At 67.5% G+C, this 12,613-nt stretch carries 14 protein-coding genes and 1 other RNA gene; 8 read left to right on the forward strand and 7 right to left on the reverse strand.

The window, feature by feature from the left end:
• Positions 1-7: 7 nt before the first annotated feature.
• From KIT25_15720 to KIT25_15745, 6 genes are all read right to left on the reverse strand, one after another.
• Positions 8-766 carry a YebC/PmpR family DNA-binding transcriptional regulator gene (locus tag KIT25_15720; GenBank protein ID UYN93499.1) on the reverse strand — a complete coding sequence of 253 codons (759 nt, stop codon included), beginning with the start codon at positions 764-766 and terminating at the stop codon, positions 8-10.
• 299 nt (positions 767-1,065) lie between these two features.
• A complete protein-coding gene (locus tag KIT25_15725; protein UYN93500.1) occupies positions 1,066-1,872 on the reverse strand; it encodes a YmdB family metallophosphoesterase in 807 nt (268 codons plus the stop codon).
• Between the two features lie 3 nt (positions 1,873-1,875).
• A complete protein-coding gene (locus tag KIT25_15730; GenBank protein UYN93501.1) occupies positions 1,876-2,448 on the reverse strand; it encodes a 5-formyltetrahydrofolate cyclo-ligase in 573 nt (190 codons plus the stop codon).
• Positions 2,449-2,469: 21 nt separating this feature from the next.
• Positions 2,470-2,628, reverse strand: a non-coding RNA gene (ssrS, locus tag KIT25_15735) — 6S RNA.
• Positions 2,629-2,687: 59 nt separating this feature from the next.
• On the reverse strand, positions 2,688-3,023 hold the full coding sequence (locus KIT25_15740) for a cell division protein ZapA (GenBank protein ID UYN93502.1): 336 nt from the start codon (positions 3,021-3,023) through the stop codon (positions 2,688-2,690).
• Positions 3,024-3,101: 78 nt separating this feature from the next.
• Positions 3,102-3,347 (reverse strand): hypothetical protein, encoded by a 246-nt coding sequence (locus tag KIT25_15745; protein UYN93503.1) that lies wholly within the window; start codon positions 3,345-3,347, stop codon positions 3,102-3,104.
• 165 nt (positions 3,348-3,512) lie between these two features.
• Here KIT25_15745 and tkt point away from each other — a divergent pair, with 165 nt between their 5' ends.
• Positions 3,513-5,516 carry a transketolase gene (gene tkt, locus KIT25_15750; protein ID UYN93504.1) on the forward strand — a complete coding sequence of 668 codons (2,004 nt, stop codon included), beginning with the start codon at positions 3,513-3,515 and terminating at the stop codon, positions 5,514-5,516.
• Between the two features lie 11 nt (positions 5,517-5,527).
• Positions 5,528-6,535 carry a type I glyceraldehyde-3-phosphate dehydrogenase gene (gap, locus tag KIT25_15755; GenBank protein ID UYN93505.1) on the forward strand — a complete coding sequence of 336 codons (1,008 nt, stop codon included), beginning with the start codon at positions 5,528-5,530 and terminating at the stop codon, positions 6,533-6,535.
• Here gap and KIT25_15760 read toward each other — a convergent pair.
• A complete protein-coding gene (locus tag KIT25_15760; GenBank protein UYN93506.1) occupies positions 6,532-7,251 on the reverse strand; it encodes a GntR family transcriptional regulator in 720 nt (239 codons plus the stop codon). The two genes, gap and KIT25_15760, sit on opposite strands and share 4 nt — an antisense overlap.
• 136 nt (positions 7,252-7,387) lie before the next feature.
• On the opposite strand from KIT25_15760, the gene KIT25_15765 reads away from it, so the two are divergent.
• The 6 genes from KIT25_15765 to KIT25_15790 are packed head-to-tail and all read left to right on the forward strand — an operon-like array spanning position 7,388 to position 12,596.
• Positions 7,388-8,485, forward strand: a complete 1,098-nt coding sequence (locus tag KIT25_15765) for an ABC transporter ATP-binding protein (protein UYN93507.1) — start codon at positions 7,388-7,390, stop codon at positions 8,483-8,485.
• Between the two features lie 17 nt (positions 8,486-8,502).
• Positions 8,503-9,522, forward strand: a complete 1,020-nt coding sequence (locus KIT25_15770) for an extracellular solute-binding protein (protein UYN93508.1) — start codon at positions 8,503-8,505, stop codon at positions 9,520-9,522.
• The gene (locus tag KIT25_15775) at positions 9,519-10,361 is read left to right on the forward strand and encodes an ABC transporter permease (protein UYN93509.1); all 843 of its coding nucleotides are present in this window, start codon (positions 9,519-9,521) and stop codon (positions 10,359-10,361) included. Before KIT25_15770 ends, KIT25_15775 begins: the two co-directional genes overlap by 4 nt.
• A complete protein-coding gene (locus KIT25_15780; protein UYN93510.1) occupies positions 10,354-11,175 on the forward strand; it encodes an ABC transporter permease in 822 nt (273 codons plus the stop codon). Before KIT25_15775 ends, KIT25_15780 begins: the two co-directional genes overlap by 8 nt.
• 9 nt (positions 11,176-11,184) lie before the next feature.
• Positions 11,185-11,658, forward strand: coding sequence for an ureidoglycolate lyase (locus KIT25_15785; GenBank protein UYN93511.1), 474 nt, complete (start codon positions 11,185-11,187; stop codon positions 11,656-11,658).
• Positions 11,659-11,669: 11 nt separating this feature from the next.
• Positions 11,670-12,596 carry an allantoinase PuuE gene (locus KIT25_15790; GenBank protein ID UYN93512.1) on the forward strand — a complete coding sequence of 309 codons (927 nt, stop codon included), beginning with the start codon at positions 11,670-11,672 and terminating at the stop codon, positions 12,594-12,596.
• Positions 12,597-12,613 lie beyond the last annotated feature (17 nt).

Below are 12,613 nucleotides of genomic sequence, written 5' to 3' on the forward strand. Positions count from 1 at the left end.
GCCCCGGTCAGGCCGCGAACTTCGCCAGAGCGTCGTCCGACAGCTCGAAGTTGGCGTAGACGTTCTGCACGTCGTCGTTGTCTTCGAGCGCCGCGATCATGTCGAGCAGGGTCCGCGCCACGTCGCCTTCGACCGGCGCGGTCGTCTTCGGCCGCCACACCAGCTTGGCCGACGACGGCTCGCCCAGCGACTTCTCGAGCGCTTCGCGCACGACGCTGAAACTGTCCTGGGCGGCGATGACCTCGTGGCCGCCACCCTCGCCCTCGGCGGTGGCGACATCGTCGGCGCCCGCCTCGATCGCCTTTTCCATCACCTGGTCGGCGGTGCCGGCCGCGAGAGGGAAGCGGAACTCGCCGACCCGGTCGAACATGAAGGAGACGCTGTTGGTCTCGCCGAGATTGCCGCCGTGCTTGGTGAAGATCGAGCGCACCTCGCCGGCCGTGCGGTTGCGGTTGTTGGTCAGCGCCTCGACGATCAGAGCAACACCACCCGGCCCGTACCCCTCGTAGCGCACCTCGTCGTAGTTGGCGTCGGCATCGGCACCCGAGCCGCGCTTGATGGCGCGATCGATGGTGTCGCGCGTCATGTTGGCCTCGCGCGCCGCGATCATCGCCGCCCGCAGTCGCGGGTTGGACGCCGGATCGGGCGATCCCAGACGCGCCGCCGTCGTGATTTCACGGATCAGCTTGGTGAAGATCTTGGCCCGCTGGGCGTCCTGGCGCCCCTTGCGGTGCATGATGTTCTTGAACTGCGAATGGCCCGCCATGGCCCGACAACCAGATTCGGTGAGTTGATCGGGCGCCTATACCACTTCTCGTGGGTTTTGGGAGTGTTAGAGACGACGCTTTGGCCATCGGCACAAAAAAAGGCGGGGGCCGAAGCCCCCGCTAAAAAACGTCGGAACCTAGATTCCGACGCCCCCTCTAACCTTGAAGACAGTTCGCCGACACGGCGAAAAATCCTTTAACATCAAAAGGATGCCGGATTTTCCCCAGGCCGTCAACGAAAGCCTTCAAGTACCTCTAATAGGTACGGATGCCCGTTGCGGGATACAAGATGCTGCAATCAGGCGGTGGCCGCCAGCCGGCCCCCGATCCGGACCGGCCGGATCGACCTGGCGAGCCCGGTCTTGTCGTCGCTCTCGACAATCGCGGCGCAAAGGGTGCCCTCGCCGTCTGCGGGCACCAGCCGCTCGCCGGGCACCTTGCGGATGAAGCGCTGGATGGCGATGTCCTTCTTCATGCCGATCACCGAATCGTAGTCGCCGCACATGCCGACATCGGTCTGGTAGGCGGTGCCGCCGGGCAGGACCCAGGCGTCGGCGGTGGGGATGTGGCTGTGCGTGCCGAGGACGGCCGACACGCGGCCATCGCAGAAATGGCCCATCGACTGCTTTTCGCTGGTCGCCTCGCCATGCACATCGACCAGGATGAAGTGCGCCGACCGGCCGAGCGTGTAGCGCGCGAGCTCCGCCTCGACCGCCCGGAACGGATCGTCGAGTGCGTCCATGAACAGCCGGCACATGGCGTTGATCACCACGATCTTCTGGCCGCGCGCCGTCTCGAACAGGTTGACGCCCCAGCCCGGCGTGCCGGGCGGGAAATTCACCGGCCGCAGCAACCGCTTGTCCTGGGCGATGTAGGGCACGATCTCGCGCTGATCCCAGACGTGGTTGCCGGTGGTGATGCAGTCGACGCCCGCCTCGTGCAGTTCGCCGCAGATCTTGGCGGTGATGCCGTAGCCCGCGGCGGCGTTCTCGCCGTTGACCACGACGAAGTCGAGACCGAGCTCGCGACGCAGGCGCGGCACGTTGCCGATCACCGCCTCGCGGCCGGAGCGGCCGACGATGTCGCCGCAAAACAAAATCTTCATGGTTCAGACAAAGGCGCAAGCACGCCGGTCGGTCAACAGCCAATCGAGCCTTTGATCGTCCGGCTCGTGCGGCACCTCGGGCAGGAACTGCGCATCGAAGCCGACTCCCACGGCGGTCAGCGCACGCCGCGCGCGCAAATGCACGAGCGTCCGATCGTAGAAGCCGCCGCCATATCCCAGCCGCCAGCCTTGCCGATCGCAGGCGAGGAGCGGCACGAGCAGGGCGTCGGGCTGCACGATCGCGCGGCGCGCCGTCGGTTGAAGGGTGCCGAACAGGCCGGCCTCGAGCGAATCTCCGGGACGCCAGACGCGAAACGACAAGGGTTGTCCCTTCTCCCGCACGACGGGGAGCGCGAGTTCGCAGCCTTCGTTGATCAGCTCGATCATCAACGGCCGCACGTCGATCTCCTCGCGCATCGGCCAGAAGCCCGCAACGCAGCAGGGCGAGGCGAACGGCCGCTCGTCGCGAAACGTGGCGACGAGCGCCTGCGCGGCCGAGCCGCGCTCGTCGGCGTCGAGGGCGGCGCGCCAGGCGAGCATGGTCGCCCGCAGCGTGCGCTTTTCAGCGAGGGTCATGACGAGCGGGGAGCAAGGTGGGGCGGCTCCACGATAGGCCGTGGTCGTAAAAACCTCCAAGGCCTGCAAAAGCAGGTGGGCGCCGTGTGACCAAGGCCACGGCCAAGGTCAGGGACAGCTCCCAGGAGATCTTTATTGGCCCCGGGGTTTTTAGGCGAACCACGCACCGCGCAGAATTCCGCCCCGCACCGAATCTAGGCATTCGACGCGGCCACCGCAATCCGGCACATCCGCCAAAATCAGGCCGCGCCGCTCACCTTTCTCTGCATCTTGTCGACCCGGGCGGTGATCAGTTCCTCGAGGGCGGTCGCCAGGGTGTCGGCACTGTCCGACGCGCTGGCGCGCGCCGTCTCGGCCTGCCGGGCGATGCCGCGCGCCTCGCGACTCTCCTCGGCGAGCAGGATGGCGGCGAAAACCAGCAGCTTCACCTCGGGCGTGCCCGGCGGCATCTGCAGTCGCAACGCCGAAACCTTCTCGTCGACATAGGCGGCCAGTTCCTGAACGCGCTCTTCCTCGCCTGCGCCGCAGGCGAGCTCGTAGGTGCGATTGGCGATTTGAATCGAAACCTGCGGCATTTCCGCTTCTCCATTTATTGCGCCCTGTTTTCGGGCGTTCGAGGGGGATTGAAGTCTACTTCGACGACGGCTCCGCCGTCACTGTTGATCGGCCGCCAGCAGCGAGCGGATGTATTCCATCGCGCGCTCCAGGCGACCCTCCACTTCCGCCGCCACCTTCTTCAGTTCTTCGTGCTGCTCTTCGAGGCGACTCAGCCGGCGGGCCAGGTCCTCTGCGCGGGCCCTCTCGGCGGCCAACCGCTGGTCGACCATCGATTCGAGACGATTGAGCGCGAAGTCCACGCGATCGGTCGCATTCGCAGGCTTCGGCATCGTCTGCTCCATGTGCGTCACCTTAAGTGCAGCGTCGGTGGACGGTCAACATGTGGTCCCTGTGGAGCAACGACGCCCGCAACATCTTGGCGCCGCGACGGGTTTTGCGCATTGACGCTCCGGGACGTGGCCGTCATGTTGCGCGCCATTCAAAAAACCACACGGCACCCGCATAAGATGACCGAACAAGCCGCTGCCCATCGCGACATGGCGAACGCCATCAGGGCCCTGGCCATGGACGCCGTGCAGCAGGCGGATTCGGGCCATCCCGGCATGCCGATGGGAATGGCCGACGTCGCCACGGTCCTGTTCGCCAGGTTCCTGAAGTTCGACGCAACCGATCCGCACTGGCCGGACCGCGATCGCTTTGTCCTCTCCGCCGGCCACGGCTCGATGCTGCTCTATTCGCTGCTCCACCTGACTGGCTACGCCGACATGACGCTCGACGAGCTGAAGCGCTTCCGCCAGCTCGGCAGCCGCACCGCCGGCCATCCCGAGTACGGCCATGCCAGTGGCATCGAAACCACGACCGGACCGCTCGGCCAGGGGCTCGGCAACTCGGTGGGCTTCGCGCTGGCCGAACGGTTGCTCGCCCAGCGCTTCGGCCGCGACGTCGTCGATCACTACACCTACGTCATCGCCGGCGACGGTTGCCTGATGGAGGGCATCGGCCAGGAGGCCATCACGCTGGCCGGCCATCTCGGCCTCGGCCGGCTGATCGTGCTGTTCGACGACAACGGCATCTCGATCGACGGCCCGACCTCGCTGTCGACGTCGGAGGACCACAAGAAGCGCTTCGCCGCCGCCGGCTGGCACGTGCAGGGCGTCGACGGCCACGATCCCGAGGCGGTGACCCGCGCCATCCGCAAGGCGCGCAAGGTCGAGGACAAGCCGTCGCTGATCGCCTGCAAGACCGTGATCGGCTACGGCGCGCCGACCAAGGCCGGCACCGCCGCCACGCACGGCTCGCCGCTCGGCAAGGACGAGATCGCCGGCGCGCGCGAGAAGCTCGGCTGGGCACACGCGCCCTTCGACATCCCGGAGCCCGTCTTCACCGCCTGGCGCAAGGTCGGCGCGCGCGGCAAGTCGCAGCGCCGCAAGTGGGTCAAGCGCCACGCCGCGATGGCCGAGCCCGATCGCGCCGAGTTCGATCGGCGCATCAAGGGCGACATCCCGCCCGCCGTCGGCGAGGCGATCGCCGCCTTCAAGGAGAAGATCGCCGGCGAGAAGCCGTCGTGGGCCACGCGCAAGTCGAGCCAGGAGGCGCTCGAGGTGATCAATCCCGTGCTGCCCGACACGGTCGGCGGCTCGGCCGATCTCACCGGCTCGAACAACACCAAGACCGCGACCCTGAAGGGCGCGAGCCGCACCGATGCGGCCGGGCGCTACGTCTATTACGGCATCCGCGAGCACGCGATGGCGGCGGCCATGAACGGCATGGCCCTGCATGGCGGCGTGATCCCCTACGGCGGCACGTTCCTGGTCTTCACCGATTACTGTCGCCCGTCGATCCGGCTCTCCGCACTGATGGGTCTGTGCGTGATCTATGTCATGACGCACGACTCGATCGGGCTCGGCGAGGACGGCCCGACGCACCAGCCGGTCGAACACCTGCCGGCCTTGCGCGCGATCCCGAATCTGCTGGTGATGCGGCCGGCCGACACCATCGAGACCGCCGAATGCTGGCAGATCGCGCTCGAAAGCCGCACGACCCCGAGCGTCATCGCGCTCACCCGGCAGAACCTGCCGACGGTGCGCGGTGCCTCGTCGGTTCAAGGGGGCGACGACAATCCGTGCCGCCGCGGCGCCTACATCCTGGCCGGCGATGGCGCCGCGCCGGTGCGCCTGATCGCATCGGGCTCGGAGGTCCATCTCGCGCTGGCGGCCCGCGATCTCCTGGCGAAAGACGGCATCCAGTCGGCGGTTGTGTCCATGCCGAGTTGGGAGTTGTTTGCCGTCCAGGACGACACATATCGGCGGCAGGTCATGGGCCCCGAGGGCACGGCGCGCGTCGCCTGCGAGGCGGCTACGGGCTTCGGCTGGGAGCGCTGGCTCGGCGCCAGGGGGGAGTTCGTCGGCATGAAGGGGTTCGGGGCGTCGGCCAAGGCGGGCGATCTCTTCAGGCATTTCGGCATCACCGCCGAGGCGATCGCGGCGGCGGCGCGTCGGCTGACAGGCTAACGGAGGAAGACATGGCAGTTCGAGTTGCAATCAACGGCTTCGGGCGCATCGGCCGCAACGTGCTGCGCGCCATCATGGAGTCCGGCCGCAAGGACATCGAGGTCGTCGCCATCAACGATCTCGGCCCGGTAGAGACAAACGCCCATCTCTTCCGCTTCGACTCGGTGCACGGCAAGTACAACGGCGAGGTCAAGGTCGACGGCGACACGCTCGACGTCGGTCGCGGCAAGATCAAGGTGACCGCCGAGCGCGATCCGGCAAAGCTGCCGCACAAGGCGCTGGGCGTCGACATCGCCATGGAGTGCACCGGCATCTTCACCAGCAAGGACAAGGCCTCCGCGCACGTCGCCGCCGGCGCCAAGCGCGTGCTGGTTTCGGCTCCAGCCGACAACGCCGACCTCACGGTCGTCTACGGCGTCAACCACGACAAGCTCACCAGGGATCACGTCGTCGTCTCCAACGCCTCGTGCACGACCAACTGCCTGGCGCCCGTCGCCAAGGTGCTGAACGACGCGGTCGGCATCGACAAGGGGTTCATGACCACCATCCACGCCTACACCGGCGACCAGCCGACGCTCGACACGATGCACAAGGATCTCTATCGCGGCCGCGCGGCGGCGCTGTCGATGATCCCGACCTCGACGGGTGCGGCCAAGGCGGTCGGCCTGGTGCTGCCCGAGCTCAACGGCAAGCTCGACGGCGTGGCGATCCGCGTGCCAACGCCGAACGTCTCCGTCGTCGACTTCAAGTTCGTCGCCAGGAAGAAGACCGACAAGGACGAGATCAACAAGGCGATCAAGCTCGCCGCCGCCAACCAGCTCAAGGGCATCCTGGGCTGGACGGACGCGCCGAACGTGTCGATCGACTTCAACCACGACAGCCACTCCTCGACCTTCCACATGGACCAGACCAAGGTGATGGACGGCACGCTGGTGCGCGTCATGAGCTGGTACGACAACGAGTGGGGCTTCTCCAACCGCATGTCCGACACCGCGGTGGCGATGGGCAAGCTGGGCTAGAGGCCGCGGAACGCCTCGGCCAGGTCGACCGGACCGCGGGTCGGCGGCCGCGCCGACTGCATTTCGACGAGACCCGTGAGATGGGCGAGCATCAACCTGCTCGCCCTTTCCGTTTTGCCCGCCGCGATCGCCGCGACGATGTCGCCGTGATCGTGGGGACCGGCGCAGTTGTGGAACCGGGCCGGCGCCGACAACGAGAAATGCATCGTCGACCGCGCCAGCAGGCCGCCCAGCAGGTGCGCAAGCTGCGCGTTGCCGCAGAGTTCGGCCAGCAGGACATGGAACCGGCCCGACAGCGCAAACAGGCTGGCGCGGTCGTCGCGCCGGATGGCGACCCGTTCCTGCCGGACGTGCGCCTTCAGCTTTCGCTTCTGATCCGGCGCGATGGCGGCGCTCAGACGGCGCACGATGCCGGCCTCCAGCAGCGCGCGCACCTCGTAGATCTCGCGGATGTCGTCGACCGACAGCGCCGGCACCACGGTGCCGCGATTGGGGACGGCCTCGAGCCAGCCTTCGTGCACCAGCCGGTGCAACGCCTTGCGGACGCGCTCGCGACTGACCTTCAGCACGCGCGCCAGCACCGGCTCCTGCAGCCGGGCGCCGGGCGGCAGCCGGCCCATGTGCATGGCGCGCCGGATCGAGTCGTAGACCGCCTTGTCGGCGGCCACGTCGCCTTTGCGGGGCGGCCTGGTCTTCCTGCGGCTATCGGGCGTCACGGTACACCCTGATAAAATAATGTGCACATTTTGTCAATAAATGTGCACATTCCGCTCGACTTCGGACCGTGACGCGCGCGCTCTCCGGAAGATCGCTTGGCACGCCGCTTGCGTCGCCCGTGCGACGGAGGGGTGAGTGCAGGCAGCGCGACAGACCAAGGCGGCACTGACCCTCGACGTCGAGGATCTGACCGTGCGCTACGGCCAGGCTCTCGCGGTCGACGGCGTGACGCTCTCCATCGAGCCCGGCGAGGTCGTCGCCCTGCTCGGGCCGTCGGGCTGCGGCAAGACCACCCTGCTGCGCGTCGTCGCGGGCTTCGTCCGCCAGGCCGCCGGCAGGGTCCGGGTCGACGGCACGCCGATCGACCACCTGCCGGCCAACCAGCGCAATGTCGGCATCGTCTTCCAGAACTACGCCCTCTTCCCGCATATGACCGTCGAGGAGAACGTCGCCTACGGCCTGCGCGCCCGGGGCATGCGCGGGCCCGACGTGCTCGCCCGCGTCTCGCGCTTTCTCGACATCGTGCAGCTCGGTGGCTTCCGCCAGCGCCTGCCGCGCCAGCTTTCGGGCGGACAGCAGCAGCGCGTGGCTCTGGCCCGGGCGCTCGCCGTCGAGCCGTCGATCCTGCTGCTCGACGAGCCGTTCGCCGCTCTCGACCGAAATCTGCGCCTCGACATGCAGATCGAGGTCAAACGCCTGCAGCGCTCCCTCGGTCTCACCACCATCCTGGTGACCCACGACCAAGACGAGGCAATGAGCGTCGCCGACCGCATCGCCGTCATGAACGGGGGCAGGGTCGAGCAGTTCGATTCGCCGGTCGCCATCTACGATCGCCCACGCACCCTGTTCGTCAACGGCTTCATCGGCACCACCAACCTTTTGCCGGGCCGGATCGCCGCGCGCCGGGGCGAGACCGCGTCGGTGACGCTCGATTCGGGTGCCACGCTCGACTTGTCCGCGCCGCCGGCGCTCGAGGTCGGCGCGGCGGTGCTGCTGTCGGTTCGGCCCGAGCAACTCGTGCTGTCGTCGATGCCGGGACCGGACACCTGGCGCGTCGAACCCGGCCTCAGCCTGCCGCTCGGCGCGCAGCTCGTGCACGAGGCGCGCACCGCCGACGGCACACCCCTCAAGATCGTCGAACCGCGCACCGCCGCTTCCAGCCCGGCAGGGCGCGTCTACTGCGCGCTCGCGACCGACGCGCGCCCGTCCCTGTTTCCGCGTGTCCCGTCATAACCCGAGGAGAGAGCCAGATGTTCACCCGCAGAAACCTGCTCGCCGGCGCCAGCGCGCTCGGCGGCGCCGCCCTTCTTCCCTCGCTGGCCCACGCCAAGGGCAGCGTCATCGCCGCGACCTATCCGGGCAGCTGGGAAGAGGCCTACCGCACTGTCGTCGCGCCGGCGGTCAAGAAGTCACACGATATCGATCTCGAGTTGCAGCCGCTCTATGCCGTCGACCAGATCGCCAAGGTACGGGCCGCGCGCGGCGCACCCCCGTTCGACGCCTTCGTGCTCGATCCGGGGCCGCGCATCACCGGCATCGAGGGCGGCCTGTTCGAGAAGTTCGACGGCCGAAAGATCACCAACGCTTCCAAGCTGCCCGCCGGCATGATCGACGAATGGGGCATCTGCGTCGGCGCGCAGGTGGTCGGCATCGGCTACAATCCCAAGAAGCTGCCGCCCCCCAAGGACTGGAAGGACCTGCTGGTCGATCCGTGGGTGTCGCGGCTCGGCATTACGGGCTTCCAGACCACCTTCGGCACGGTGTCGCTGATCGAGATCGCCAAGGCGTTCGGCGGTTCGGAAACCAACGTCGAGCCAGCTCTCGTCGAGCTCAAGAAGGCGCTGCCGAAGATCGCTGCAGTGGGCAACCCCGCCGCCATGGCCGGCCTGCTGCAGCAGGGCCAGTGCGACATCACCTACACCAACATCCAGACCGTCGCCATCCTCAAGAGCCGCGGCGTCGACATCGAGTTCGTCAAGCCGGCGAGCGGCGCAGTGGCCTTCTTCACCACCATGCACATCGCCAAGGGGTCGCAGGACGCCGAGAACGCCTACAAGTACTTCGACACCGTGGTCAGCAAGGCGGTCGGCGACGTTCTCTGCAAGCCGCCGCACAACTTCATCCCGGTGAACAAGGAGGTCGTGCTGCCAGCGTCGCTGCCGATGCGGAACCTCGACGAGATGGCGACCTACGTCCGCCACGACTGGTCGAAGATCAATCCGCTGCGCGCGGGCTGGATCGAGAAGTTCAACAAGGAAATGGCGAAGTGAGATGGAGGCCGGCCGAGTGGCAGCTCGCGCTGCCGCTCGGCCTTGCCTTCGCCTCGCTGTTCGCCGCACCGCTGCTGCTTCTGGTCGGCGTGAGCTTCTTCAACGACGAGAGGATCACGCAGCCCGGCTTCGGCCAATGGATCAAGTTCTTCGGCGACCCCTTCCACTACAAGGTGATCGCCGACACCCTGCTGCTCGGCGCCAAGGCGGTGTTCGCCACCGTCGTCATCGGCTATCCGCTGGCACTGGTCTTCATCGACCTGCCGAGCCGCCTGCAGCGCGTCCTCCTGTTCGTCATCGTGATGCCGCTGCTGCTTTCCGTCGTGGTGCGCACCTTCGCCTGGATCGTGGTGCTGGGCCGCGAGGGCGTCGTCAACCAGCTCCTGATCGGACTCGGCGTCATCAGCGAGCCACTTCGCCTGCTGCAGACCGAGCTCGGCCTGGTGATCTCGCTGACCCAGATCGAGATGCCGCTGATGCTGCTGCCGCTGATCAGCGTCATGTCGCGGCTCGACCCCAACCTGCGCGACGCCTCGGCCTCGCTCGGTGCCTCGCGCTGGCGCACGCTCTTCACCGTGATCGTGCCGCTCAGCATGCCGGGCCTGATCGCCGGCTGCCTGCTAGTGTTCGCCAGCGCCACCACCGCCTTCATCTCCCAGACCGTGATCGGCGGGGTGCGGCTGATATACCTGCCGCTGCTGATCTGGCAGCAGTCGCTGGTGGTGTTCAACTGGCCCTTCGCCGCCGTCGCCTCGCTGTCGCTGCTGATCTCCGTGCTGTCGGTCATCGCCGCCCTCTCCTTCCTCGGCCGCCGCTCGAGCGGGAATCTCCATGGGTAGGCGCCGCAGCTTCGCCGACCTCTCCTACGCGCTGGTCGTCGGCGGACTGGCGCTGTTGGCCGTCGTCATCATCGTCTCGCCGGTGGTCATCGTGCTGATGACCTCCTTCACCGAGGGCCGCTCACTCAAGTTTCCGCCCCAGGGCTTTTCCTTGCAGTGGTACGAGCAGCTCTTCGATCCGGTCCGCTCCAGGCCGATCCATCGCGCCGTCGCCAACTCGCTCGAGGTCGCCGCCTGGTCGACCGCGCTCGGCGTGCTGCTCGGCGCCATGGCCGCGCTCGGCCTGACGCGCAACCGGCACGCCGCCGCGCGCGTCGCCGACAGCGTGTTCATGTCGCCCCTGGTGCTGCCCGGCCTCACCTTCGGCCTGGCGGCGCTGATGTACTTCACCCTGATCGGCTTCAGACCCTCGCTGAACCTGATCGTCGCCGGGCACATGATCGTGACCGTGCCGTTCATACTGCGCACCACGACGGCGAGCCTGTCGCAGCTCGACCCCGCACTGCTCGATTCCTCGCGCAGCCTCGGCGCGAGCTGGTTCTACACGATGCGCCGCGTCGTGCTGCCGCTGATCCTGCCCGGCATCGCCGCCGGCGCCTTCCTCTCCTTCATGGCCTCACTCGACAACGTGCCGGTTTCGCTGTTCCTGTCGACGGCGCGGACCGACATGCTGCCGATCCGCATGTGGGGAATGATGGAATCGACGCTCGATCCGCGCATCGCCGCGGTGTCGGGTGTCTTGATCGCCGCGGCCTTTCTGCTGATGCTGGTCATGGAATGGACGGTGGGCCTCACCCGCCGCATGCGCGACTAGGGAGTGCCCATGGAGATCTTGCCGCAGCCGCTCACGCGCGAGGCCTTCGCACCGTTCGGCGACGTCATCGACGTGCCCGACCAGCCCGGCCGCAACTACTACGAGGAAGCGCTCGGCAACCTGAGGCCAGGAGCCTGGCCGAGCCTGTCGGTGAGCCTGAAGGGCGAGACTTCCGAACGGCCGCTGCGCGCGGAGCTGCTGGAGCGCCACGAGTTCTCGTCGCAGACCTTCATCCCGCTCGACGTCGCTCGCTGGCTGGTCATGGTGGCGCCGCACGCGCCGCAGGGCGGCCCCGACGTCGGTGCCGTCAGGGCCTTCATTGCCACGGGCAAGCAGGGCATCACCTACAGGCCCAACACCTGGCACCACGGACTCACCGTGCTCGACCGGCCCGGCCGCTTCGCCGTCTTCATGTGGCGCGACGGCGGCAAGGGTGACGAGGAGTTCGTGCCGGTCGAGCCCTTCGTCGTGCGCATTCCCTGACGGAGCCCCGCATGGCCTACGACGTTCGCCGCGACTTCATCGGATACGGCGCCAGCCCGCCCGATCCGAAATGGCCGAACGGCGCGCGCATCGCCGTAAATTTCGTGATGAACTACGAGGAAGGCTCGGAGCCCTCGGTGCAGGACGGCGAGAGCCGCACCGAATTGGCGCTCACCGAGGCGATGGGACTCGGCCAGGTCGTCAGCGGCCGCGATCTCGCGGGCGAAGGCCTGTTCGAGTACGGCAGCAGGGTCGGCTTCTGGCGGCTGATGCGCGTCTTCGAGCAGCGCGGCCTGCCGATGACGGTGTTCGGTTGCGCGCTGGCGATGGAGCGCAATCCCGCCGCCTCGGCCGCCATCGTTCGAGCCGGCCACGACGTCTGCTCGCACGGCTGGCGCTGGATCATGCATCCCGAGCTCAGCGAGGCCGAGGAGCGCGAGCACATCGCGAAAGGCGTCGCCGCCATCCGCAGGATGACGGGCGAGCGGCCGCTCGGCTGGTACTGCCGCTACGGACCGAGCGTGAACACGCGGCGACTGCTCGTCGAGGAAGGCGGCTTCCTCTACGACTCGGACTACTACGGCGACGAGCTGCCGTTCTGGCTGACCGTCGACGGCAGGCCGCACCTCGTCGTGCCCTACTCGCTCGCCACCAACGACGGCAAGTATGCCGGCGGCTCGGTCGGCACGTCGGACCAATGGTTCTCCCTGGTGCGCGATGCCTTCGACATGCTCTATCGCGAGGGCGCGACCCAGCCCAAGATGATGTCGATCGGCATGCATTGCCGCATCCTCGGCCAGCCGGCACGCACGGTCGGCCTGGAGCGTTTGCTCGACCACATGACGAAGCACGCAGGCGTGTGGATCACGCGACGCATCGACATCGCACGCCACTGGGTCGCGACCCATCCCTATCCCGGCAAGGGCCTCAATGAGTAGTATCCGCCGCGAAGGCG

This window comes from Enhydrobacter sp. (genome assembly GCA_025808875.1).
Lineage (GTDB): Bacteria > Pseudomonadota > Alphaproteobacteria > Reyranellales > Reyranellaceae > Reyranella.